Origin of the sequence: Herpetosiphon sp. NSE202, from assembly GCF_042688385.1 — a bacterium.
In the GTDB taxonomy this organism is placed as follows: Bacteria; Chloroflexota; Chloroflexia; order Chloroflexales; family Herpetosiphonaceae; genus Herpetosiphon.
The window spans coordinates 116196-140534 of the sequence record NZ_JBHUPY010000001.1 but is presented as its reverse complement, the minus strand read 5'-3'; the positions used below and the strand labels follow the sequence as shown (position 1 = coordinate 140534).

The window sequence follows — 24339 nt, the reverse complement described above, 5'->3', positions numbered from 1 at the left end:
AACCGTCATGGCTTCTTCACTCAATTATCGTGAAAATCCAGCCTATGCCTGGCTGTTTCAAGTTCAACCCAATCGCTCACCAATGGCTCGCAAGATCTATTTGATTAATAAACGAGCGATGGATTTGTTGATTTTATTGCTGGCCATGCCATTTTTGCTGCCATTTTTCCTCTTATGTGCCATCTTGATTAAAATTGATTCGCCCAATGGGCCGATCATGTTTACTCAAAAACGCACTGGCAAGGGCGGGCGCACTTTCCGTATGTATAAATTTCGCACGATGGTGCCCAACGCCGAGGAAATGAAAAAGCAGTTGATGCACCTCAATGAGCTGCAATGGCCCGATTTCAAAATTAGCAACGATCCGCGCATCACCAAGGTTGGTAAGTTTTTGCGCAAAACCAGTCTCGATGAACTGCCTCAGTTGCTGAATGTGATCAAAGGCGAGATGAGCCTCGTCGGCCCACGCCCAACCTCGTTTGGTGCCCACACCTACGATTTGTGGCAAACCGAACGCCTCGATGTACAACCAGGTTTGACTGGGCTTTGGCAATTGTTCGGTCGCGCCAGCACCGAATTCCATGATCGCTTGCTTTTGGATATTGCCTATATCGAACGCCGCTGCTTGTGGATCGATATTCAGATTCTGTTCCGCACCATCCCAGCCGTGTTGAAACAGCGGGGTGCGCATTAGTGCCACAACCTATTGCTTACATGATGTCACGTTTCCCACATTTGTCGGAAACGTTTATTCTGCGTGAAATGCTCGAAATGGAGCGCTTGGGCTGGGATGTTAAGCTGTTTCCGTTGATGCTGCAAGAACAGGCGGTTGTCCACGATGAAGCCAAGCGTTGGATTCCGCTGGCTCAAGCGCAACCGTTTATCTCGCCGCATGTTGCGCTGAGCTTGGCCCAACGCTTAGCCAAACAACCGCTCAAAACTGGTGGCATCGTGGCCAAAACGGTGGCCGAAAGTGCCAGCAGCCCAGGCGAATTAGTGCGCAAATTGGCATTAATTCCCAAGGCAATCACCCTCGCCAAGCATATGCAAGCACAAAAGATTGCGCATATTCATTGCCATTATGCGACCTATCCAGCCTTTGCGGCGTGGATTATCAATCGCCTAACGGGCATTCCCTATTCGTTCACGGTGCATGGCCACGATATTTTTGTGAATCGGGCAATGCTGCCAACCAAAGCGCGCGGGGCCAGCGCAATTATTGCAATCGCTGAGTTCCACCGCGAGTTTTTGGTTGAAAAATTAGGCGAATGGGTACGCAATCGGATTCATATTGTGCATTGTGGCATTCGCCCAGAGCGCTATCAACCCCAACCCAAGCCAGCTGGCGAACGCTTCGAGATTTTGACCACAGGCAGCCTACAAGATTACAAAGGCCATCCCTTCTTGATTCAGGCCTGTAGCTTCTTGCGCGATCGTGGCGTAAACTTCCGCTGCCGAATTATTGGCGGTGGCGAAGATAAAGCAATGCTTGAGCAATTGATCGCCGAAAAGCAATTAACTGGCATGGTCGAATTGCTTGGCCCACAGCCAGAAACCGCAGTCCGCGAGCTGTTAGCCACTGCTGATTGCTATGTGCAAGCAAGCATCATCACCCCAGCGGGCAAGATGGAAGGCGTTCCTGTATCGTTGATGGAAGCCTTGGCCTGCGAATTACCAGTTGTAGCCTCGCGCATGTCGGGCATTCCCGAGCTGGTGCGCCCCGACGAAACTGGCTACCTCGTGCCACCTGCCAACGCCGCTGCGTTGGCCGACCAACTGCTCTACGTGCGCGATAACCCAGAAGAAGCAGCCCGCTATGCAGCGCGTGGCCGCGAACTGGTGCAAAGCGATTTCAATTTGGTAACCTGTGTCGAGAAACTTTCCGAAACCTTACTCGCCGTGAATCCCGCTTTGCAACGACCAATTCAACGCAATGCCTAAGCGTAGGAGCAGCAGGAATGCCCCAGAAAATTGCTTTTCTCAAAATTCGCGATTTTTCGTTTATTAATCCCAATCTGATCGCTCAATTCAAGCGCGTATTTCCTGAATATACGCTTGAGGTTTTCGATTTTAAAGATTGGCTTAAACATAATCCACATATGTATCTGTTGGCAATGGCCGCCGTCTACAAAGAATATGGCCGCGAGATTTTGGCTGGCAAGAAGCAGCCCAACCCGCATTTATTTGTCACGCGCTGGATTGGCAAGCGCATTAAAAAGCTAGCGCAGCAGCGTTTCAATCCGCGTGATTATGCCTTTGCTTTTCAGACCCAAACCTTTTTTGATGCCAGTGTGGCTGGATTGCCGCATTTTATCTACACCGACCACACACTAAGAGCCAACTGGCGCTACAAACTTTTTGACCCGAGCAAAATTCAATACTCTGCAGAATGGCGCGCGGCGATTGAACCTGAGATTTATCGCAATGCAAGCAAAATCTTTTTTGCCAGCAATTTTGCCCGCAATTCAGCCATTGAAGATTACAACTATCCTGCTGAAAAAGCCGAGTGTGTCTATACAGGTATTAATGTTAAAATAGACCCACCAACCGATAAAGATTACGCCGCCAAACGAATCTTATTTGTTGGAGTAGAATGGGAGCGCAAAGGCGGGCCGGAAGTAGCCGAAGCCTTCAAGCGCATCCAAGCCCAGCATCCCGACGCTACATTAACCATCGTGGGATGTACGCCAGAGCTTGATTTGCCCAATTGCCGGATTATTGGGCGCGTGCCGCGTGAAGAGGTTGTGCAACACTTCCGTGAGGCGACGATTTTTTGCATGCCCAGCAGAATCGAGCCAGCGGGAATTGCCTTCACCGAAGCGGCAATGTATAAATTACCGATTATTTCGGCCAACAGTGGCGGCCTGCCCGACCGCGTATTGCACGGCCAAACTGGCTATCTGATTGAACCTGGCGATGTTGATAGCCTAACCAATTATTTAAGTGATTTATTGGATCACCCCGAACGCTGTCGCGAATTTGGTGAAGCTGGCTACCAACTCGCGCATCGTGAATTTACTTGGGATCGCGTTGGCGATCGCATTCGGGCTGCTATTCTTTCAACTATTCAACCAACGCAGCGCATGGCCTAGCCAGCAGTCGGCGCTGCAACAAAGGAACTGTTGCTATGGAATTTCGTCATTATCTTCGAATGTTAGGGCGCGGCTGGTGGCTGATCGCTCTGGCAGCATTAACTGGGGCAACCTTGGCGCTTGCCCGCTCTTATGTAACTGAGCCTGAGTATCGCACGCGCACGCGGCTATTGCTCAGCCCAAACTTGGCCCGCGTTGATAGCGGCCAAGAATTATATAGCGTTACCACCTTGCAAAATCGCACAATCGTCAACACGATTGCCGAAATTCTTAATAGCGGCAGCCCATTCAAGGAGACTGGCGGCGGCCTGAATTTGCCGCCAAGCGAAGTCGTGCGCTACAAAAACAATGCGGTCACGGTTCCCGAAGCCAATGTCTTGGAAGTCTATGTTGATGGGCCTGATGCCAATACCACCGCATTGTTAGCCAATAGTTTGGCCCAACGCACCATCGATTTCGTTGACCAAAAATACCCGAGCTATAGCCTGACTGTGCTTGACCCAGCCTTACCTTCATCGGTGCCACAAAGCCCCAAGCCAGTGCGCGACACCACCTTGGCCTTGATTTTGGGCGCAGTCGTTGGCGCAATCATCGCGATTGTGCAAGCCCAATTGAAAACGCCGTTGGAAGCCTTGCGCCGCCGCAGCACAATCGATGCGGTTTCGACAGCCTTCACGCGGCGACACTTCGATCAACAAGCTAAAGAAGCATTGGGCCGCAGTTCGATTGCCTCGTTGGGCTTGGTTTATCTCGATGGCATGCAAGATGTGATTGATAGCATGCCTGCGCCCGTGGTGCAGCGGGTGTTACGCCACGCCAAAAATGTGTTGCGCAACGAATTACGTGGCAACGATATTATTGGGCGCTGGGATAACACGACCTTCTCGATTTTGCTGCCTGAAACGCCGGAAATTGCCGCCACGCGCACGCTCGATCGCATTTTGAACGCGCTTGATCAGCCAGTCGAAACTGGCATTGACGATGTAGTGGTGAAACTCACGCCCTACGCTGGGGGCGCAACCCGCCGCAACAACATGGCCTATGGTCAATTAGTCGAAGAAGCCGAATCGGCCTTGACCCGCTCGTATCGCAGTGGCGAAAAGAATGTGCTCTTCTCTGCCGTCGAACAACCGGCCTAACTTAAACCAACCTGCACGGCGTGAATTGCATGCCGTGCAGCAACGAGGTCATTTATGCTGGTCAACACACCACAAGAAGAGCCAAGCAGCCAACCAGATTTTTTTAACAGCAAATGGATGAATGTCATCTTTGCATGTTTGGCGATCGCTGGTGGAGCTGGGGTTGCTGCCGCCTTGGCAGTTTTCGATAATCCGTTGAAATTGGTGCTGCTGTTTGGCGGAGCTGCCGCCGCAATGGTCACGATGCGCAACAGTGAATGGGGATTGTTGGCGCTCGTTTTTATGAGCTACACCCGTTTTTCCGATGTGATGGTGCGTAATGGTGCGCCCTCAACTGCTCAACCGTTTTTAGCGCTGCTCTTTTTAATTATTTTCATGCGCTGGATGCTCTACAACCAAAAGCCCGAACCTTGGCTCAAGCCAGCCGTCTGGATTTTTATCTATGGCATGGTCGGGGTGGCCACGTTTTTGTATGCAGATGATGTCATACGGGTCAAAAATGGCGTAGTTAGCTACTTCAAAGATGCAATTATCGTGGTGGTGGTGGTGATGATGATGCGTTCACCTAAGATGCTGCATCGTTCGATGTGGGCGCTCTTGTTTGCGGGCATTTTCATGGCTTCGATCACTACCTGGCAGCAATTAACTGGCACCTTCGATAACGATTATTTGGGCTTTGCCAAAGCTGGCAAAATGCAAATCGTTTCCGGCGTTGAAGATGATTACCGAATTGCTGGGCCAATCGGTGACCCTAACTTCTATTCACAAGTGCTGCTCACGCTGATTCCGCTGGGCATGGATCGCTTGTGGAATGAGAAGAATAAGAAATTGCGCTGGTTTGCAATCTGGCAATTGAGCGTCTGTATGGCCTCGATTTTCTTCTCGTTCAGCCGTGGCGCGTTTCTCTCGCTGGCGTTTGCCAGCTTGCTGATGTTTATTCGGCGGCCACCAAAGCTGATGTCAGTGATTATTATTGTGGCCTTGGCCATTGTAATTATTCCGACCTTGCCAGCCTCGTATATTGCGCGGCTCGAAACGATTCCCGAGGCGATTCCTGGCTTAGCCCAAGAAGACGTGCGCAACGAAGCCTCGTTCCGGGGGCGTTCGAGCGCCCAACAAGCAGGCATTCGCATGTTCTTGGCCAATCCGGTTTTTGGCTTGGGCGTGGGCAATTTTGGCAATCATTATCAAGAATATGCCCGCGATTTAGGCCTCGATAATAGCCGCTGGGACCAAGCTCCACACAATATGTACCTCGAAATTCTGACCGAAAAAGGCTTATTTGGGCTTTCGGTCTTCGCGGCCATGATGTGGGTGCTGTTCCGCGATATGAACAAGGCGCGCAAGAAGTTCCGCGAAATTAACATGGGCGATTTTGATGGCTTGATTTTTGGCTTTCAGGCGGGCTTGGTGGGCTATATGATTGCGGGGATTTTCCTGCAACTCTCCTATCCTCGCTTCTTTTGGATTCTGATTGCCATCGCCTATGCAATTCCCAATGTTGCCAACAAAGCTTACGAAGACTATCGCGAGGCGCTACCAAATGGCGAAACAGCCTGAGACGATTGTACAGAGCGCTGCTCGCAATACGTTATGGTCGTATGCCGCCACCTATGGCGGCAAAATTCTGATCTTTATCACCACGGTGATTCTGGCCTATTTTGTCACCAAAGCTGAGTATGGCTTGGTTGGCATGGGCCTGACCGTCATCGCCTTTTTAGAGGTGATGCAAGATCTAGGGATTGGCTCGGCGGTGATTTATCAGGCTGATGAGGATGCAGCCAATACCGCGTTTTGGCTTGGCTGTGGCATTGCGCTGACCCTTTTCAGCATCACATGGCTGGCAGCGCCAATCGTCGCCACCTATTTTTTGCAAAATAATCCTGATGTGATTCCGATTATTCGGGCCTTGGGCTTGAGCTTCCCGTTGTTTGCCTTGCGCAATATTCACGATGCCTTGTTGCGCAAACGGATGCAATTCAAAAAGCGTTTTATCCCCGACTTGATTCAAGTCAGCAGCAAAGGCGCAATTTCGATTGGCTGTGCCTTGGCAGGTATGGGCGCTTGGAGTTTGGTTTGGGGTCAGTTGGGTGGCTCGGCATGTGGGGTGATCGCCTATTGGATGGTCAACCCATGGCGGCCTAGCTTGAAACTTGATCGCGCGGTTATCAAGCCGCTGTTAGGCTTTGGCAGCAATATTGTAGCGGTTAATGGCTTGGCGGTGATGCTCGCCCAAACCGATTATTTGCTGGTCGGGCGCTACCTTGGCGATGAAAAGCTGGGCGTGTATACCAATGGCTTTCGCTTTCCCGATTTGATGGTAATGCAAATTTGTATTGCCTTGGCAAATGTGTTGTATCCCTTGTACAGCCGCTTGCGCGACGATCCGGCGGGCTTACAACAAGGCTTTTTTATTGCCTCGCGCTATGTGGCCTTGGTCACTGTACCGCTTTCGCTGGGGATTGCAATCGCGGCTGAGCCGTTTGTGCTGACCTTGCTGAGCGTGAAGTGGGTTGAAACCGTGCCGATTATGCGCACGATTGCAATTTATACCCTGTTTCTTTCGCTTGGCTACAACGTTGGCGATGTGTATAAAGCGCAAAATCGCACCAGCATCTTGACCAAGCTTTCGATTGTACGTTTGGTGGTGTTGGTTCCAGCCTTGTGGTTTGCCGCTGCTCAATTCAAATCGTTGCAAGCGGTCGGCATCACCCACGCCTTGGTAGCATTTTTGGGCAGTACACTCAACTTGGTGGTCGCCGCCAAAGTGCTCAACATGCCAATTCGGCGGATTTTGAGCGCCTTTCAACCAGCTTTTGTTGCTGGCGCAGTGATGAGTATTTGTTTGATGTTGACCCTGCTGGCGTTGCAAAACACGCCATCGTGGTTGCAACTCTTGGCAGCGGTTGTGGTTGGCATCGGCTCCTACGGTGGAACTTTATGGTTTGGCCAGCGCGAAGTTTTGACCCAAGCAGGCCAAACCTTGCGTGGTGCGGTGGCACGGAGATAATATGCACGTTGTTCAGGTCATCGATTCGCTCTATCGTGGTGGAGCGCAACAATTGCTGGTTACCTTCGCCATCGAAGCCCAACGCCGTGGGATCAAAACCAGCGTTGTGTGCCTCAAGGATGAAGATCGCGGCAGCAACTTGGTTGAACGGCTAAATAGTTTGGGCGTTGAAGTTGTGCGTTTTGCTGCACCCAAAATGCTGGCTCCCAAGCGCATCTGGCAACTCACGCGCTGGTTGCGGCGCAATCGGGTGAGTGTGGTGCACACCCATTTGACCTATGGCAATGTGGTGGGGATTTTGGCCGCTCGCTTAGCCAATATTCCGGTGGTGGCAACCATGCACTTGGCGGGCTTCGACCCGTCGATTGCCAATCGCCAACAGCAATTTGAAGCGCAAATTGTGCGCTTTTTGGCCCAACAAATTATTGCGGTTGGCTATACGACCAACGAAGCCTACCAGCCAATTATGCCCAATCGAAACTTACATGTAGTGCATAATGCGGTGGTTGCCGTGCCAGAAATTAGCGCTGAGCAACGCCACGCTACGCGCGAGGCAATTTTGGGCGATGCTGATTTGACGATGTTGATCAACGTCGGGCGCTTTGCTGCGATCAAAGATTTGCCAACCCTGATCGATGCTTTTGCCTTGGTGCATCCTGAACACCCCCAAGCGCGCTTGGTTTTGGCTGGCGAAGGCGATCAGCGGCCCAAAATCGAGGCCAAGATTGATGAACATCAATTGCATGCGGTCGTTAATTTGCTTGGCGCACGCGATGATATTCCAGTGCTGTTGCGCAGCGCTGATGTCTTTGTTAGCTCATCGGCCAACGAAGGCTTGCCGATTGCGGTGCTCGAAGCGATGGCCGCAGGCTTGCCGATTGTCGCAACCAAAGTTGGCGATATTCCGCAGGTTGTGCGCGAACAAGCAGGCATCACTGTGCCACCACACGATCATCAAGCGCTGGCAGCAGCCATCAATCAACTGTTGAGCGAGCCAAGCCACATGCAGCAAATGCAACAGGCGGCGCAAGCGATTATCGAGCAATATCACAGCCCAAGCGCATGGGTCGATCAATTATTAGCGTTGTATACCGCCGCCCACGAGGGCGTTGACCAGCGTGAGGCAGTTTCCGCATGAACGATAGCTTGCACGTAGCGATGATCATCCAAGGTTATTTTCCGCGCATCGGCGGTGCTGAACGCCAACTGGCGGCTTTGGCTCCCTTTTTGGCCGCCGAAGGTGTGGCAATTAGCGTGCTAACCCGCCGTTACGCTGGCTTCAAGCCCTTCGAGATGATTGAGAATGTTCCAGTGCATCGTTTGCCAATTCCTGGGCCAGTGCCAACTGCGGCCTTAGTGTTCACTGCGGCGGCAATTCCTTTACTTTGGCGCTTAAAGCCCAATTTAGTCCATGCCCACGAGATGTTTTCGCCAGCAACGACGGCGATTGCGGCCAAACAAGCCTTGGGCCTACCCTACGCCGTGACCGCGCATCGTTCGGGGCCGCTTGGCGATGTACTGCGCATGCAACAACGCCCGTTTGGCAAAGGTCGGTTGGAGCGGATTACCAAAACCGCCGATGCCTTCTTTACCATCAGCCGCGAAATCGATCAGGAATTTGAGCAGATTTTGGGCATTGAAGCCGAACGGCGACACTATGTACCAAACGGCGTTGATCCTGAGAAATATCATCCGGTGAGCGCTGAAGCTAAAGTTGCGCTCCGCCGCGAACTGAATTTGCCCAGTGAAGGCCCAATCACGCTCTATGCAGGGCGGCTCTCCGAGGAAAAACGGGTACGCTATTTGGTCGAGGCTTGGCCTGCGATTCGCGCTAAGCATCCCGATGCAAGCTTATTGATTTTGGGGCAAGGGCCAGAGGAAGCAGCGCTCAAAGCCAAAAGCAGCCCTGGGGTGATTTTTGGCGGCGCGGTGCATAACGTGCCACCCTATTTGCAAGCAGCTGATGTGTTTGTGCTGCCATCGATTGCCGAGGGTTTTTCGGTGGCGATGCTTGAAGCCATGGCCAGCGAATTGGCGGTTATCATTACCGATGTTGGTGGCGCACGCGATGCAATCGACGATGGCCAGAATGGCTTGATTATTCCACCAGACGATCAGCCAGCGCTGGAACAAGCCTTGTTGCAAGCCTTGGGCGATCAAAGCTCGCGCCAACGAATGGGCCAAGCAGCGCGCCAACGGGTGCAGCAAGAATTTGCCTTGAGCGTTATCGCCAAGCGCTTGCGCAGTTTGTACGAAGGCATACGGAAAGTATGAAGGATGAGGGATGAAGGATGAAATGTAAGAACATAGAACATAGGGCATAGGGATCGGGGATCGGGCTAGCAGAACAATCATCACAATAATCTGTGCAATCTGTGGCTAAAAATCAACCTTCTCGACCTTCGCGTGCTTCGCGGTTGCAACTTTCGTGCTCTTTGTGCGCTTCGTCGATCAATTCATTAACGCAGAGGAGCAGAGTGACCAAAGGATGAGGGATGAAGGATGAAATGCGCTCGGCATTGGGCCAGTAGAACAATAATCCCAATAATCTGTGGAATCTGTGGCTAAAACTTAACCTTAGCGACCTTCGCGTTCTTCGCGGTTACAACTTTTGCGGATCAATAGTAAGGAATACTCAATGATTGCGGCGTTATTTTGGCTGTTTGCAGGCAGCGTCATCTACACATATGCAGGCTATCCGGCGCTCTTGACGTTGTTGGCGCGCTTTCGCCGTGAACGCGGGCCGTATCCGCATGCCGAGCCAGCAGTTACCTTGCTGATTGCGGCCTACAACGAAGAGGCTGAAATTGCCCGCAAAATTGAAAACTCGCTCGAATTGGATTATCCACGCGAGCAATTGCAGATTTTGATTATTGCCGATGGATCGAGCGACCGCACGCCAGAAATTGTGCAGCAATACGCCGACCAAGGCGTGGAATTGCTCTACGAAGCCCCACGGCGCGGCAAAATGGCGGCGATCAATCGGGCGATTCCGTTTGTGCGCGGCGACATTATTGTCTTTTCCGATGCCAATAATCGCTATGATGCCAACGTAATTCGCGAACTGGTTGCGCCATTTGCTGATGCAGATGTGGGCGCAGTGTCGGGCGCAAAAGTCATTGAAAAAGGCGACGGCGCGCTGGGCGAATCCGAAGGGTTGTATTGGCGCTACGAGTCGTTTGTCAAAAAGCAAGAGAGCAAATTGGCTGGCTGTACTGCGGTTGCTGGCGAAGTGCTGGCCGTGCGCAGCGATTTGTTCGAATCGCCACCAGACGAAATTATTAACGACGACACCCATATGGGCATGCGGATCATCGCCCGTGGCTTTCGCATTCACTATGTGCCGCAAGCTCGCTCACACGAACGAGTTTCGCAATCGGCACAGGATGAAATTGCCCGCCGCGCGCGGATTTTCGCTGGGCGCTATCAAGCAATTACCTATGCTCGCAGTTTGTGGCCCTTCCGCCGCCCGCTGGCCTTGTGGCAATTGCTCTCGCACCAAACCCTGCGCACCTTGGTGGCAGTGAATATGGTTGGGGCCTTGGTGATGAATATTGTGGCGGTGCTATGGCCAAGTAAGGCAAAATCGCATAAACTACTCCGTCTGGCAGCGCCATTCAATTGGCTGTTGCTGGCGTTTCAAATATTGTTCTACACCATGGCTTGGCTTGGTGGCCGAGTTGACTCAAATAGTAAACTAGGCAAGGTGGTTTACGTGCCAACCTTCCTAGTCAATAGCAATTGGGCTGGCTTGATTGGCCTGTATCGCTTTGTCCGACGACGACAAACCACGCTATGGCAGCGAGTGGGGCGGCGCACGAACTAACTTCGACTGGTATTTGCGCATAAACTGAGGTGATCCTATGTGTGGTATTTGTGGCATTGTCTATTTTGATCAAAGTCGTACCGCTGAGCGGCCATTGCTCGAAGCGCTATGCGAAAACATCCATCATCGCGGGCCAGATCAAAATGGCTTTTATCTCAACGGCCCAGTGGGGCTTGGCTCAGTGCGGCTGTCGATTATCGACGTTGCTGGCGGCAAAATGCCAATCGCCAACGAAGATGGCTCAATTTGGATCGTCTATAACGGCGAGGTCTACAACTTCCCTGAGTTGCGCCCACGCCTAGAAAAAGCTGGCCATAAATTCGAAACCCACTCCGATACTGAAACGATCGTGCATTTGTACGAAGAAATTGGCGATGAATTTCCCAAGCATCTCAACGGCATGTTTGCCTGCGCGATTTGGGATGAGCGCCGTCAGCGCTTGGTGATTGCCCGCGATCACGTTGGCATCAAGCCTGTGTATTACGCCAATTTAGGCGATCGCTTGGTCTTTGGCTCGGAAATCAAGGCCATGCTCGATACAGGCATCAGCCGCGAAATCGACCCAATTGGCTTGCACGATTATCTTTCGTTGAATTATGTGCCTGGCCCAAATACGATTTTCAAGGCAATTAAAAAGCTTCAGCCAGGCCATATGCTGACCTACGAAGCAGCAACCAACGCTGTGGAAATCAAACAATATTGGGATATTCCACGCGTCGTTTCGCCGCACTTCAAAATTACCAACGATGTTGAAACCGACTTGCTGAACCTGTTGCGCACTGTTGTGCAAGATCAGTTGGTTAGCGATGTGCCCTTGGGCGCGTTCCTCAGCGGTGGGGTCGATTCGAGCTTGGTAGTGGCCTTGATGAGCGAAGTCACCAGCCAGCCAGTTAAAACCTTCTCGGTCGGTTTTGCCGAAAAATCCTACGACGAATCGCCGTATGCGCGAATTGTCGCCGAACGCTTCCGCACCGATCACCACGAAATCGTCATGAATCCTGATGCCCAGGCTACAGTCGATGCCATGGTCAAATATTTTGACGAGCCATTCGCCGATTCATCGTCGGTGGCGGTGTATGCGGTCAGCGAATTGGCCAGCCAGCATGTCAAAGTGGCGCTCAGTGGCGATGGTGGCGATGAGGTATTTGGCGGCTATGCCACCTATCAAGCAGACAAAATCGCCGCGCTCTATCGGCGCTTGCCGCAAGCAATTGGCAGCGGCTTAGTGCCAAGCGTAGTCAATCGGCTACCGACATCCGATGGCAAAGTGAGCTTCGATTTCAAAGCCAAGCGCTTTGTGCAGGGCGGGATGCTTGCGCCGTTGCCAGCTCACGCCGCGTGGAAAGCCTTTATGAGCGAATCGATGAAAGAGCAGCTATATGCAGGCTCGTCGATTTTGACCAAGCAACGCCCAACTGTTGATCTGCTGCAAGGCTATTACGATGCCTACGCGCCCGACGACGTGCTCAATCGTTTGCTGTATGTCGATTCCAAAGTACAATTGGCCGACGATATGCTGGTGAAAGTCGACCGCATGAGCATGGCCCATTCGCTCGAAGTGCGCGTGCCGTTGCTTGATACGCGTTTGGTCGAGTGGATGGCCAAATTGCCCAGCCACACCAAGATCAATGGCATGAAGCTTAAGTATTTGCTCAAGCGGGTGGCCGCCAAAGTGCTGCCAGCAGAAATTTTGCAACGCCGCAAAGCTGGGTTTAGCGTGCCAATTCCCCAATGGCTCAAAACCGACCTGCGGCCATTGGTCAACCAAAAACTTTCGGTTGAAGCCTTGACCGAACAAGGGTTCTTCAACCCGCAATATATTGCAACAATGCTCAGTGATCACTGGGCTGGGCGGCACGATTACAGTCGCCAAATTTGGAATTTACTTATGTTCAGCATGTGGTACGAACGCTACGGCAAATAATCACGTGCCACCAACACTGCCAGCGTAACTCGATGTTACGCTGGCCTATTGTCTCGCAAGGAGTTCGCATGGTTCGTTTAGTGCGCGTTTTTCTGCTTTTTTCCGTGGCGCTGGGCCTTTTTGCCAGCTTGCCAATGGTTTCACAGGCTGCTCGCACCAGCCTTAATCCCATTCCTGCCAAAACCGCGGCAGCCCCGCTTAACCAAGCAACGGTTACGCCAGTGGTTACCGATAGCGATACTGTGACCTTTGCCCAGCTTGGCGCGCGCGAAGATTCGATGGAAGGGCCATTCAATGCCCGCTATATCAACGTGCGCTTGCCCAGCACATGGCAATTGGAGCCAGGCGCAGCAATTACGCTTGATTTCGAAACCTTCGTTTCTGGCAGCTCGGTCAGCAGCGACGAAAATGTCCAATTTTTCGCTGGTTCAATGGATGTGCAATTCAACAACGTGCAGCTCGAACGAATTTTCCTCGATCGTTCAGGCCCGCGCTCAGTTACCATCCCAATTTCGCAAACTGCCTATACCTCAACTCGTGTCGATGGTGCACACACCTTGGGCATTTTGCTCGATGCAGGCCTCAACTGTGGCAACGATAGCCAAACCAGCGTGATCATTCGCGCCACATCATCGCTCAAATTGCCTCATAGCTTGGGCACGCTTTCGACCGATGTTAAGCAATTGCCACGGCCAATATTCCAAGATTCGCCGCTTGAGCCAGATGTGGCCACGATCGTTGTGCCCAGCAATGCCAGCGCCGCCGAGCTTGAAGCAGGCTTGATTGTCGCCGCCAAAGTTGGCAGCATTACGTCAAGCAGAATTCAAGTGCCGTTGATTGCAGAGAGCGTGCTTTCGCCAACCCTGCGCAGCGAATCGCACTTGATTTTCGTGGGTCAAGCAGCCAATTTCGAAAATTTAGATGCCGTCGATTTTGCCGAGGGCAGCGGAGCAGAGGGCTTTAATCTCAGCGAAGCCCAAGCCGCCGATGGCATTATTCAAATGGCAACCTCGCCATGGAACCAACAACGGGTGGTTTTGGCGCTCAGCGGTAACGACGACGAAGGCGTTATCAAAGCCGCCAAGGCATTTAGCACTGGCAACGTGCGAGCCAGCAACGATCCATCGATTGCTGTGGTCGCCGATGTCAATTCGCCAGATGTTTTGACCAAAACCCTGAATTTGCAAATTACCGATGTGCCAAGCACTGGCTTGACCGTCGAACGCACTTTCCGCAGCCTTGGCTTCGAAACCGCCTCAGAGTTTGGCATCGGCGGGCATACCTTCGAACTGAATGTCGATATGCCCAGCGGCTACGAAATGAGCAACGATGGCTATATCGAAGTTCATTTTGCCCACTCGGCACTGCTCGATTATTCAGTTTCGGCGATGATGGTGCGGGTCAACGATCGGCCAGCAGGCTCGATTCGCTTCGATGACACCACCTCGCAAAATGGCGTTGGCCGCGTGCCGATTCCACGTGGCAATTTGAATGTTGGCCGCAACCGAATCACGATTAGCGCCAACTTAATTCCCAATACACCATGTGTTGATCCCAACTTGGCAGGCATTTGGTACACGCTGCGCGCCGATTCAAAGATTGGCATTCCAGTCCGCGCCACTCGTGGGCGCTCGATTGTGTTGCGCAATTTGGCCACATTCCTAGAGCCACTCACGATCAGCAATACCTTGAAGAATGTGGCTTTTGTAGTGCCAAGCGATGATCCAGCAAGTTGGACGGTTGCTGGTCAGTTGGCAACAGCCTTAGGCGATAGCCTAGACCCAGCGTTTGTTGAATTGCGGGCAGTCAATCCCGAACAGGTTGCTAGCGTGCAGGCTAATCACGATTTGGTGTTGGTTGGTCAAGCACCAGCCCATGCCATTTTGCAAGATCCCGCCTTGCAGCCGATTATTCCTGCGCCGTTTGCTCAAGGCAGCAAGCACCCAACCCTTGGCAATAGTCGGGTAGTTTATCGGATTCCGCCCGAACTTAGCCTTGGCTATTTGGAATTTATGCGTTCGCCATGGAACGAGCAACGCAGTGTTTTAGCGGTGCTTGGCAGCACTGATCAAGGCGTGCAATGGTCGGGCAATGCCTTGACGACCTCGCGCTTGCGCACGCGGCTCAATGGCAGCTTGGCAATCGTCAACGACCAACAAATTAGCGTCGAAGATCCGACGGTCACTGGCGATACAGCTGGCATCGCCAACGATGCGCTCGGCGAAAACCAAGATGATCCGATCTATCGCGAAGTGACACCACCAGAAAAACCGCAATGGATCTTATATGCCATCGCTGGACTCTTGGTGTTGATGGTGATTATTTCAGTCATCGTGATCATTCAAGCAGCGCGCAATCGCAAGCAACGCCGAATCTAAATTGGGGATCGCTTGTTAGGGGTCGGGGATCGGATGATCCTCGGCCCCTGCTTTTTTAATTGATCCACGAAGCGCACGAAGGATACGAAGAACGGGAACCGCGAAGCACGCGAAGGGTAAGTTTTTTGCCACAGATTGGCACAGATTGCTCAGATTATGTTCCGTTTGCCCAAAGCCTTTCATCCTTCATCCCTCATCCCTCATCCTTCGGTGCTCTGCGCCTCTGCGTTGAGTATTGATCCACGAAGCACACGAAGGCACACGAAGGATCGGAACCGCGAAGAACGCGAAGGACTATGGACTTTTGATTTTTGCCTTTTGACTTTAACCTCATCCCTCATCCTTCTATATTCTTTATGCTACGCAGATAGTCATAAAGGGCATCATGGGCTCGATCCCAATCTTCCTTGGTTGGAATCAATGGTGTAAGCATGGTTTCGAGGGCATGGAGTTGCGGGATTGATTCAACATCGATCCGAATACCATTGCTCAACTGCTGGATAATGCCATGTTCAGCAAGCGCCTCAGGATTCTCAATTCGCGATAACAACGCTGGCCCTAGCCACATGCGCTCAGTCACAGCCCGCAAAAACTGGCTACACCATGATTGACTCATGGTGATTTGGCCATCAACATCGCCGATTAGCTCATAGGCTGTGCTATCGAGACCATCGGGTATCGTGTCCCACTTAGCGAGATAGGCCTGAATTCCCTGCTGGCTTGTAAATAGCGTCTCTACAATCTCAGTCAACTGGGCAACTAACTCGGCATGGTGTTCTTGAGGAATTGTATACAGATCGACCCACAAACTCATTTGGGGCGTAATCACTTCATTGCTTTCGTGGAGAAACACCGAATCACGTTCAAGTGTCCCGCCGATCATGCCCTCACCTAGCCGTCGATTGCTGCGGGTTGTATCCTGAATGGATAAAGGAGTTTCACGCTCCAGTAAAATCATGGTGGTGGATTGCAAGCGCTTTTGAAGCTGAGTCCAACGCTTGCCTGTTGGAATTGTTTGGCTTCGCAGCCGCGTTCGCCGCAAAAAGGGATAGCGTTCTGCCGCAGTGATTAATGAATAGTAGCCATGAGGATAAAATGGTTCAAGCAACCCATGCCACTGCTCAAATGCAGCCAGAAAAGCCGCATTGACATCAGGGGTTGGATCAAAAACAAGATGCGCCTGCAAAATCCGTGGGGTGTAGAGATCAAAAATATACTTGGTAAGCGTATCTTTTGACGTTTTTGCCACAAGATCCTGAATTCGTGGCGATATTAATGGCATCGGGTGCAATGTACATGAAAGATCAAGAGTTGTGCCTGTTGCTGGTGAGCCTGCCTTTGGATAGGTTCGAATCTTAAGGTTTCCCGTACCAGCACTTCGGACTCTTCCAGTAAGTTTCATAACGATAACATCTTGCCATCGAGCTTTAACCGTCTCACGCCAGTTCCACGCTTCAAGCGGCATTATTGCTCCAACCTGTCCTGCTGGCACCGGATGATCAGGAAAATCCACGTGAATCGAACCTAATGCATCAGATTCGATGGCCATATTATGTTCAAAACGCAGTTGATCATGATTGATATGCGTCGAGAGTGATTCGAATTGCAATAAACCCTGCTCTAATGCTGTTCCTTGAAAATTGATTACTAGGCCGGAGCTGGGTCCACCCACGGGGTGCACCATCCAAGTGAAATCGAAGGGCTGTCCAACAATACTCTCTATTCCTGCAGGATGAGATCCCCAAAGAAAGCGTGGCTCACCATGCAAGGGAGTTTGCGGATGCGGAAGTTGGGTTGAGCGAAATTTCAATCGTATAATCGGCTCGTCATCGCTAAGGCCACACCAGTGATCAGGGTTGAGGCCAAGCTGGGCGGCGACAATCGCAAAAGCATCATCCGAGGCAATTGGGCGGGTGCGAAATAGTTTTTTAAGCGCAGAGCGATCAGCCGTTGGAGGAAGAACATCAGCCCACGCCTCAACGTTTCCCTTCACCTCTTTCCAACGCCGCCGCGGCAAGGGTAGACTAACACTACTTGGATCGCTAGCATAGTGATCGATGAGTTTTCCATCGCGATACAACCATAATTCCAACGAATCATACTCAAAAACTCTGGTAATAACAACATTCGTCATCAGGGTCAAGGAAATAGTTTGGCCACAGGCTTGCAATTCGGCTACATCAAAGCTACGAGTTAGGCTTCCATCAAGTGGTATCCAGCCACTTGCTAGTGGTGCAGCAACCCGAATAACCCGATCAGCCGTTGTTGCTTCGGGGGCCGCTTCTACAAAGCCCTCGGCAATCACATGTTTGCGCAACAATTCGATAACGCCACGTTGCGTTGCTTCTGCTTGGCCGTGAGCAGCCTGAACATGCAGCATCGTTACCATTTTTTCCATAAACCCTACTTGCAAACTCATCAAATCAGAAAATTTGTTCTACTTATAGCATAAAAAACTGGCCACGTCGATCCATGCTTTGATTGATCCACGAAGCGCACGAAGGCACACGAAGGATCGGAACCGCGAAGAACGCGAAGCACGCGAAGGTTGTGTTTTTAGCCACAGATTACCACAGATTATTGTGATTCAGTTTATGCTAGCCCAACGCCAAGAGCCTTTCATCCTTCATCCCTCATCCCTATCCTTTCTGTTCGCCACAGATTGCTCAGATTATGTTCCGATAGCCCAAGGCCTTTCATCCTTCATCCTTCATCCTTCATCCTTCGGTGCTCTGCGCCTCTGCGTTAAACTCCCGACTCCTGATCCCTGAATCCTCGCCCCTCTCTCCGTTCTCCGTACAGCCATAGGCCAAAGCTCAGCCCATAGGCCAGCAACAGCCAGATAACGCTAAATTTGGGGATTTCGACGGCAGCCCACGGCAGATCGGACAGCCATTCGGCGACGCGCACCACCCAGGTTAATGCGGCCCAGGTAATCGGCAAGGCCAAGAACGCCAACCAACGCCCAAACAAACCCAAACAGGCCAACACCGCGCCGCTCGCCATAATCAAGGGCACAACTGGCACAATCAACACATTCGCGACTGGCGCAATCAACGAGAGATTGCCAAAGTGATACAAAATAATTGGCAAGGCCCAAACTTGAGCAGCCAAGGTTGCAGTCAACGGCTCAATTATCCATTCGAGCCAGCGCCAACGTAGCCACAAACGCAATTTGGCTTCAATAGGCTTGCCCCAAGCAAACAAACTGGCGGTTGCTAAGGCCGATAATTGAAAGCCCAAATCCCACAATGCCTGCGGATCAAGCAAGGTCATCAGCCAAATTGCTGCTGCTAAGGCAGCCCAAGCATCGGCTTTGCGGCCAAGCGGCTGAGCCAGCGCTACAATCGCGCCCATCAAGGCGGCTCGCACCACCGCACCACTCGCCCCAACAAAAGCCACATAGACGACAATTGCCCCTAGTGCCAAGCCAGTGGCATGGCGTTGATTAAGCTTGAGTGCCTTGCCCAAGCCCAAGAGCGAGGCCACAACAATCGTAATATTCCAACCAGAGATCACCAGAATATGCGAAAGCCCAGTGCGATTGAAGGTTTCCCAAACTGGCTTGGGCACGCTGCTTTTGACCCCAAGCAACATGCCAACCAAAACTGCTGCTTGGGGTTGAGGCAGGGTTTGGTTGATAATTGTTTGAGTGCGAATTTTTAGTGCCAATAAGCGTTGATAGCCTGAGTTGGTGGCAGGCAAAGCTTGTTCAAGCAGCGCAGGCTCCAGCATGGTATAGATCGAGCGGCGACGCAGATAGGCAGCATAATCGAAGTTCGGGCTGGAGCTTGGTGTGATGATTGTGCCACTCACCAGCAAGCGTTCGCCGTTGCTGCGCGGCGGCTCTGCTGGCAGGGTAAGCAGAATTTGGCCGGAGGTTGCTACCCGTTGCCGATTGGCTTCATAGGCCTGAACTTCAAGCACAATTCGTTGTTGTTGCGGAGTCCATTGCGGCTCGCCAACGATCACCCCCTCCAAACGGGTCGTTAAACCAATCTGTTGACGAATATCGTCAGAATTGACCATATTTTGACTGAGCAACATTCGGCCTACCCCTAGCATAGTACCGACATATATTGCTATCAGCATAATTCGCCATGATTTGCGGATATAAACAAAAATTAAAATAATTGGTATTGATGCAATAAAATATAGATACCACGCTACTTGAATCCTATCAACCAACCACAGTCCGATAGCCCATCCCAGCGTAAAACAGCAAAATCGCATATGCAAACCTCCAAATAATGCTGGTTTTTTAGAGCCGCAAACTGCTAAAAATCCCCCATGTCACTATTGCCACTGGATGGTGGTGAAAAATAGTAAAATTGTTTTTATCCCTTTGTGATGGCCTAAAAATAGTTAAAAATTAGTTGAAACAACGTATCAACAATCTTGCATATTGAAATAGTGCGTGGTATTGTTCTCCTGCGCAAATAGTACTATTCCAGCAAACCAATATTCAGACCCTTCGATAAGCGCCATGAGCATTGATAATGCTCCAGCTTTGGCCAACCAATGACTTCTAGCATGCGCTCGCCCGATCGCATCAGAGAAGTCAGTGCCAGACCTGCCGCGGCTCTGCAATTTCGTGTTTGGCAGCCAATAACGCTCGTTAGCGACATGCCAACTATATGACTATTTTCGTCAGTTTTGGTGTTGTTCTGTTACAACGCTGGCTGATGGGCTGGTTATTCTCGAAATCCCTACAATTGCGGAGGTTATAATTCTTTATGGTTCGCAAACGTTTAATCACTCTTGCTGCCTTGTTCGGTTTAGTTGGGGCTGTTTTTGGTTCAGTTGCCAGTACTGGCGCTCAAGATTATGCCAATGTTCGCGGTCAATTGATCCGCAGCTATCGTGAAGCCGAAGCCAAGGGCGTACGCCCAGATTGGGTAACCGCCGCCGTCGATACCAGTTTGAATCACTTCTCAGCCAAAGGTGCCAACAGTAGCAATTTGAAATTGCGTGGCGTTGATCAAGATGATTTGGGCACGAATGTGCGCCTCGATCAAACCTACGCTGGCTTGCCGGTTTTTGGCGGCCAAGTGATTTCGCACCTCGATACCAAGGGCAATGTAACGCAAGAAAGTGGCGAACTCTTCGCGGTTGAAGGGACTGATCTCACTGCTAAATTAAGCTCAGCAGAAGCAATCAAAATTGCTCAAAGCCAAGTGAAATATGATTTCAGCCCCACCCGATCTGGTGGCGTAGAAACCAGCAGCGAACTCAAAATTCTGCCTCGCGAAGGCAAAGATTCAGTGATCGTCTTCCAAGTGAGCTTGCACATCGAAGATGGCACCGACGCAACTGCCCACCACGAGTTCTTCATCAACGCCCAAACCGGCGAAACCGAGTTGTACTACAACGATATGGATGGCGTAAACGCTACTGGCACAGGCAAGAGCTTGTACAGCGGCAATGTCTCAATCACCACCGATTTGGTGAGCGGGGTCTACAATCTGCGCGATAACTCACGCGGTGGCATGTATACCACCAACATGAACAATCGCACCAGCGGCGGCAGCGTCTTCACCGATGCTGATAACATTTGGGGCACCAACACCACCGCCAGCACCCAAAGCGCAGGCGTTGATGCTCACTATGGCGCACAACTGACCTGGGACTATTATCTGAATAGCTTTGGTCGGCGCGGCATCGATGGCAATGGCTTCCGTGTGTTGAGCCGCGTTCACTATGGCAATCGCTACAACAACGCCTTCTGGAATGGATCAAGCATGACCTATGGCGATGGCGATGGTAGCACCTTCCGCCCATTGGTTTCGCTCGACGTTGCAGGCCACGAAATTACCCACGGTCTGACCGAAAAAACCGCTGGTTTGATCTACAGCAATGAATCGGGCGCTTCCAACGAATCGTTCTCGGATATTTTCGGCACGATGGTGGAATATAGCAGCGGCACTGGCGATTATCTGATTGGTGAAGACATCTATACCCCAGCCACCGCTGGCGATGCCTTGCGCAATATGTCGAACCCAGCTGCCGAGGGCGACCCCGACCACTACAGCAAGCGCTACACTGGCACTGGCGATAACGGTGGGGTTCACATCAATAGCGGCATTCAAAACCAAGTCTTCTATCTCTTGGCCCAAGGTGGCACCAACCGCACCTCAGGCCAAGCAGTAACTGGCATTGGCCGACCAAAAGCCGCTGCGATCTTCTATCGCGCCTTGACGGTCTACTTGACCCCAAGCTCAAACTTCAAGGCTGTACGCACCGCAACCCTTAACGCAGCCCGCGACCTGTATGGCGCAAGCAGCGCTGAATACAACGCAACCGCCCAAGCATGGACAGCCTGTGGCGTTCAATAAGCGCTAATTCTCGTTTCCAAGCACACGCTCCATCAGGGGCGTGTGTTTTTTTAGCAATTAAAAGCCTGTAGCAAGCCAATTTCTACGATTGAGCTAGAGCCATAGCTTTGCCAATGTCCAATTCAAATAATCGCCAACGCGCCCAATTGTGCTACACTGCCTAGCAGGAACCATTCTGTTTGCTAAGAGGAACTCTATGCGCCGTTTTTGGATTGCGATCATCACATTAATGATGCTGCTGAGTGGCTGCGAGGCTCAGCAATTTTTGGCAACCCCCAAGCCAACCAAGCCCAATGGCTCAAATCAACCGCAAGCCGACGTTAATCATATGGCGTTGGGCAATCCCAGTGGAGCGTTGCCCGAAACCAGCAGCAGCAACAACTATCTGATGCAGCGACCGGAATATAGCTTGGCCTACAATCGCAAGCTCAACATTCTCAATTGGGTCAGTTGGCATTTGGATATTGCTGATTTGGGCAACACCGACCGCAGCCAATTCACCACCGATCCCGATTTGCCCGAAGGCTGGTATCGCGTCAAACCCAGCGACTACACCAACAGCGGCTATGATCGTGGCCATATGTTGCCATCAGCCGATCGCACTGCTTCGGAAAGCATCAATCGTTCGGTCTTTTATATGACCAACATCGTGCCCCAAGCGCCCGACAACAACCAAGGCCCATGGAAAGAATTCGAAGATTATTGTCGCGATTTGGTGCGCGATGGCAAGCAATTGTATTTAATCGCTGGCCCCGAAGGCTCAGAAGGCAGCATTGGTGATCCCAAAATTCGCGTGCCCAAGTATGTTTGGAAGATTGCGCTGGTACTTGATGCCAATGCCCAAGTGAGCGACATCAACGCCAAGACCGAAGTAATTGCATTGCGCATGCCCAACCGCAACGGCATTCGCGATAAAGATTGGCGCGAGTATATTGTTTCGGTCGCGACAATCGAGGAAAAAACCGGCTATAGCTTTTTCACCAATCTGAGCGCTGAACTGCAAACTGGCCTGAAGCAAAAAGTTGCCACCCCGTAGAGTTGATTTCCTTACCACCGATCCCCTCGTTCACACAAATGAACGAGGGGATTTCTCCACAGCCCAAGCATCCGCAAAATCAAGGATGGGCAGCAAATATACTTCGTTGCAGCGATGCTGCTGCATTATTGCAACGATATTGCAACATCAGCCAGCATGTCCCAGCTATACTCTTCCTATCGTTTGATTATTCAATCTAGGGAGATTCATTGATGCTTCGTTCCACCATTTTCATGCGCTGGATGCTTGCCATCATGCTACTGATCAGCATTAGCGGTTGCACATCCACATTGGAAGTTACCATGGAATACTCACCCGAATTGTCGGCGCAATTGAAAGGCAATCGCTTTATCTATCAGGGTCGCGTTGTTGATGGATGGTCAAATGATCCTATTCCAAACGTGCAAGTCTCTGTCTCGCACGGCATAGGTTCACACGATAAAATCTTCATCGATGCCCATGGAAACTTTACTACGACAATGCGACTTTCTTACAATGAAATTAAAATAACCGCAGATGGCTATAAACCATATGAAGGAATATGGAATCTTTGTCGCTAACAATAATCCTGCATCGGCTTGTGTTTGTTGTTGCGAAGGATGCCTGCAACCCTTCAACAGTGGATGCGCTTAGCGGGCGATCGCAGGCACGGCCAAACGAATCACATAATCGTTGCCTTCTACGCCGGTATCCCTAGGGTCATACCAAATCACCGCCAGTTCGCTGCCATCCGGCGACCAAACCGGCCATTGATAGCGTCCCTCGGGAGTCAATTGCATGCGGTCGCCACTCTGCGAATCGACCAACCACACAATATCGCGGCTACCATTGAAGCGCGCCACAATCACCAACCAGCGCCCATTCGGCGACCATTGCAAGCCCGCGATACTATAGGCATCGGCCAGAATCATGCGTTGATTCCCGCCATCCGCATCCATCAGATACAAGTTGGCTGGTTTGGTCAGCGCCCCAGGCACCGAGCCACTGCCCACGCTCGGCTTGCCAAAAAAGGCAATCGTTGCGCCATCGGGCGACCACGCAAAATATTGCGCAACCGCAACTCCCAGATCAAGCGGTTGCAAGCCAGTAGCTGCAGTCCACCAATAATACTGTGAGCCAAGATATTGCCTATCCGTAACTAAGGCCCGATCCATGGCGGGCGACCACACCACCGCACTATGCATCATCACGTCACGTGGTAATGAGGCGGGCAGCAGCGTGGTTAATTGATCGGTCGTCGGGTCAAATTGGACATATTGATAGCCATCGCTAACAAATTGAGCATCCTGAATCGTGGAGATTTGCTGCCGAACCCCGAGCAGCTTATTCGGCAATCGCTGAGGAAAGACATATTCGGTATAGGTCGACGCAGGATCGAGCGGTAATACCAGTTGACTGCTTGCTTCTCCGTGTTCATTAATCCACCATAATTCTTGGAGAAGCGGTGGAATAAGCGTTTGCTTTTGGGCCAGCAACCCTTGGTCAAGCCAAACTAAGTTGTTATATTTGCCAGATTGCACCGTAGGAATGGTTAACGGCTGCGGTGTGGCAGGCAGAATAGTGGTACTTGGTTTCACGGTAGCACATCCCTCTATTAAT

At 51.4% G+C, this 24339-nt stretch carries 17 protein-coding genes; 14 read left to right on the top strand and 3 right to left on the bottom strand.

Features of this window, described 5'->3' with window-relative positions; translation table 11 throughout:
* The first annotated feature begins 7 nt into the window (after positions 1 to 7).
* The 11 genes from ACFMKP_RS00565 to ACFMKP_RS00515 all read left to right on the top strand — a co-directional run bounded on the left by ACFMKP_RS00565 (position 8) and on the right by ACFMKP_RS00515 (position 15369).
* The gene (locus ACFMKP_RS00565) at positions 8 to 694 is read left to right on the top strand and encodes a sugar transferase (protein WP_054536317.1); all 687 of its coding nucleotides are present in this window, start codon (positions 8 to 10) and stop codon (positions 692 to 694) included.
* Complete coding sequence (locus tag ACFMKP_RS00560) at positions 694 to 1941, top strand: glycosyltransferase (RefSeq protein ID WP_382288076.1); 1248 nt, start codon at positions 694 to 696, stop codon at positions 1939 to 1941. The genes ACFMKP_RS00565 and ACFMKP_RS00560 overlap by 1 nt, the downstream gene beginning before the upstream one ends.
* Positions 1942 to 1958: 17 nt before the next feature.
* Positions 1959 to 3092: a glycosyltransferase family 4 protein gene (locus ACFMKP_RS00555; protein ID WP_382288074.1), complete on the top strand. Its 1134-nt coding sequence runs from the start codon at positions 1959 to 1961 to the stop codon at positions 3090 to 3092.
* A 35-nt stretch (positions 3093 to 3127) separates the two neighbouring features.
* On the top strand, positions 3128 to 4231 hold the full coding sequence (locus tag ACFMKP_RS00550) for a YveK family protein (protein WP_382288072.1): 1104 nt from the start codon (positions 3128 to 3130) through the stop codon (positions 4229 to 4231).
* 54 nt (positions 4232 to 4285) lie between these two features.
* Entirely contained in the window at positions 4286 to 5791 is a 1506-nt protein-coding gene (locus ACFMKP_RS00545; protein ID WP_382288070.1) for an O-antigen ligase family protein, read from the top strand.
* Positions 5775 to 7241 carry a lipopolysaccharide biosynthesis protein gene (locus tag ACFMKP_RS00540; RefSeq protein WP_382288068.1) on the top strand — a complete coding sequence of 489 codons (1467 nt, stop codon included), beginning with the start codon at positions 5775 to 5777 and terminating at the stop codon, positions 7239 to 7241. Before ACFMKP_RS00545 ends, ACFMKP_RS00540 begins: the two co-directional genes overlap by 17 nt.
* A 1-nt stretch (position 7242) precedes the next feature.
* Positions 7243 to 8379: a glycosyltransferase gene (locus ACFMKP_RS00535; protein WP_382288066.1), complete on the top strand. Its 1137-nt coding sequence runs from the start codon at positions 7243 to 7245 to the stop codon at positions 8377 to 8379.
* Positions 8376 to 9515 (top strand): glycosyltransferase family 4 protein, encoded by a 1140-nt coding sequence (locus ACFMKP_RS00530; RefSeq protein ID WP_382288064.1) that lies wholly within the window; start codon positions 8376 to 8378, stop codon positions 9513 to 9515. The genes ACFMKP_RS00535 and ACFMKP_RS00530 overlap by 4 nt, the downstream gene beginning before the upstream one ends.
* 364 nt (positions 9516 to 9879) lie before the next feature.
* Positions 9880 to 11067 (top strand): glycosyltransferase family 2 protein, encoded by a 1188-nt coding sequence (locus tag ACFMKP_RS00525; protein ID WP_382288062.1) that lies wholly within the window; start codon positions 9880 to 9882, stop codon positions 11065 to 11067.
* Between the two features lie 37 nt (positions 11068 to 11104).
* Entirely contained in the window at positions 11105 to 12991 is a 1887-nt protein-coding gene (asnB, locus tag ACFMKP_RS00520; RefSeq protein ID WP_382288060.1) for an asparagine synthase (glutamine-hydrolyzing), read from the top strand.
* A 68-nt stretch (positions 12992 to 13059) separates the two neighbouring features.
* Positions 13060 to 15369, top strand: coding sequence for a cellulose biosynthesis cyclic di-GMP-binding regulatory protein BcsB (locus ACFMKP_RS00515; protein ID WP_382288058.1), 2310 nt, complete (start codon positions 13060 to 13062; stop codon positions 15367 to 15369).
* 337 nt (positions 15370 to 15706) lie between these two features.
* On the opposite strand, the gene ACFMKP_RS00510 is transcribed toward ACFMKP_RS00515, so the two are convergent.
* Both ACFMKP_RS00510 and ACFMKP_RS00505 read right to left on the bottom strand, forming a co-directional pair.
* Positions 15707 to 17767 (bottom strand): hypothetical protein, encoded by a 2061-nt coding sequence (locus tag ACFMKP_RS00510; RefSeq protein WP_382288056.1) that lies wholly within the window; start codon positions 17765 to 17767, stop codon positions 15707 to 15709.
* A gap of 347 nt (positions 17768 to 18114) precedes the next feature.
* A complete protein-coding gene (locus ACFMKP_RS00505; RefSeq protein ID WP_382288054.1) occupies positions 18115 to 19602 on the bottom strand; it encodes a ComEC/Rec2 family competence protein in 1488 nt (495 codons plus the stop codon).
* A gap of 503 nt (positions 19603 to 20105) precedes the next feature.
* On the opposite strand from ACFMKP_RS00505, the gene ACFMKP_RS00500 reads away from it, so the two are divergent.
* From ACFMKP_RS00500 to ACFMKP_RS00490, 3 genes are all read left to right on the top strand, one after another.
* Positions 20106 to 21704, top strand: a complete 1599-nt coding sequence (locus tag ACFMKP_RS00500) for a M4 family metallopeptidase (RefSeq protein WP_382288052.1) — start codon at positions 20106 to 20108, stop codon at positions 21702 to 21704.
* A 196-nt stretch (positions 21705 to 21900) separates the two neighbouring features.
* Positions 21901 to 22740 carry a DNA/RNA non-specific endonuclease gene (locus tag ACFMKP_RS00495; RefSeq protein ID WP_382288050.1) on the top strand — a complete coding sequence of 280 codons (840 nt, stop codon included), beginning with the start codon at positions 21901 to 21903 and terminating at the stop codon, positions 22738 to 22740.
* 212 nt (positions 22741 to 22952) lie between these two features.
* A complete protein-coding gene (locus tag ACFMKP_RS00490) occupies positions 22953 to 23300 on the top strand; it encodes a carboxypeptidase-like regulatory domain-containing protein (RefSeq protein ID WP_382288048.1) in 348 nt (115 codons plus the stop codon).
* 69 nt (positions 23301 to 23369) lie between these two features.
* On the opposite strand, the gene ACFMKP_RS00485 is transcribed toward ACFMKP_RS00490, so the two are convergent.
* The gene (locus ACFMKP_RS00485) at positions 23370 to 24317 is read right to left on the bottom strand and encodes a TolB family protein (RefSeq protein WP_382288046.1); all 948 of its coding nucleotides are present in this window, start codon (positions 24315 to 24317) and stop codon (positions 23370 to 23372) included.
* Positions 24318 to 24339: the final 22 nt, after the last annotated feature.

Excerpts from the sequence above, each read along its gene's own strand:
- ACFMKP_RS00510 (WP_382288056.1), bottom strand. The coding sequence starts at position 17,767 with ATGGAAAAAATGGTAACGATGCTGCATGTTCAGGCTGCTCACGGCCAA.
- ACFMKP_RS00555 (WP_382288074.1), top strand. The coding sequence starts at position 1,959 with ATGCCCCAGAAAATTGCTTTTCTCAAAATTCGCGATTTTTCGTTTATT.
- ACFMKP_RS00550 (WP_382288072.1), top strand. The coding sequence starts at position 3,128 with ATGGAATTTCGTCATTATCTTCGAATGTTAGGGCGCGGCTGGTGGCTG.
- ACFMKP_RS00525 (WP_382288062.1), top strand. The coding sequence starts at position 9,880 with ATGATTGCGGCGTTATTTTGGCTGTTTGCAGGCAGCGTCATCTACACA.
- ACFMKP_RS00495 (WP_382288050.1), top strand. The coding sequence starts at position 21,901 with ATGCGCCGTTTTTGGATTGCGATCATCACATTAATGATGCTGCTGAGT.
- asnB (WP_382288060.1), top strand. The coding sequence starts at position 11,105 with ATGTGTGGTATTTGTGGCATTGTCTATTTTGATCAAAGTCGTACCGCT.
- ACFMKP_RS00535 (WP_382288066.1), top strand. The coding sequence starts at position 7,243 with ATGCACGTTGTTCAGGTCATCGATTCGCTCTATCGTGGTGGAGCGCAA.
- ACFMKP_RS00490 (WP_382288048.1), top strand. The coding sequence starts at position 22,953 with ATGCTTCGTTCCACCATTTTCATGCGCTGGATGCTTGCCATCATGCTA.
- ACFMKP_RS00540 (WP_382288068.1), top strand. The coding sequence starts at position 5,775 with ATGGCGAAACAGCCTGAGACGATTGTACAGAGCGCTGCTCGCAATACG.
- ACFMKP_RS00515 (WP_382288058.1), top strand. The coding sequence starts at position 13,060 with ATGGTTCGTTTAGTGCGCGTTTTTCTGCTTTTTTCCGTGGCGCTGGGC.
- ACFMKP_RS00545 (WP_382288070.1), top strand. The coding sequence starts at position 4,286 with ATGCTGGTCAACACACCACAAGAAGAGCCAAGCAGCCAACCAGATTTT.
- ACFMKP_RS00500 (WP_382288052.1), top strand. The coding sequence starts at position 20,106 with ATGGTTCGCAAACGTTTAATCACTCTTGCTGCCTTGTTCGGTTTAGTT.
- ACFMKP_RS00505 (WP_382288054.1), bottom strand. The coding sequence starts at position 19,602 with ATGCGATTTTGCTGTTTTACGCTGGGATGGGCTATCGGACTGTGGTTG.
- ACFMKP_RS00565 (WP_054536317.1), top strand. The coding sequence starts at position 8 with ATGGCTTCTTCACTCAATTATCGTGAAAATCCAGCCTATGCCTGGCTG.
- ACFMKP_RS00530 (WP_382288064.1), top strand. The coding sequence starts at position 8,376 with ATGAACGATAGCTTGCACGTAGCGATGATCATCCAAGGTTATTTTCCG.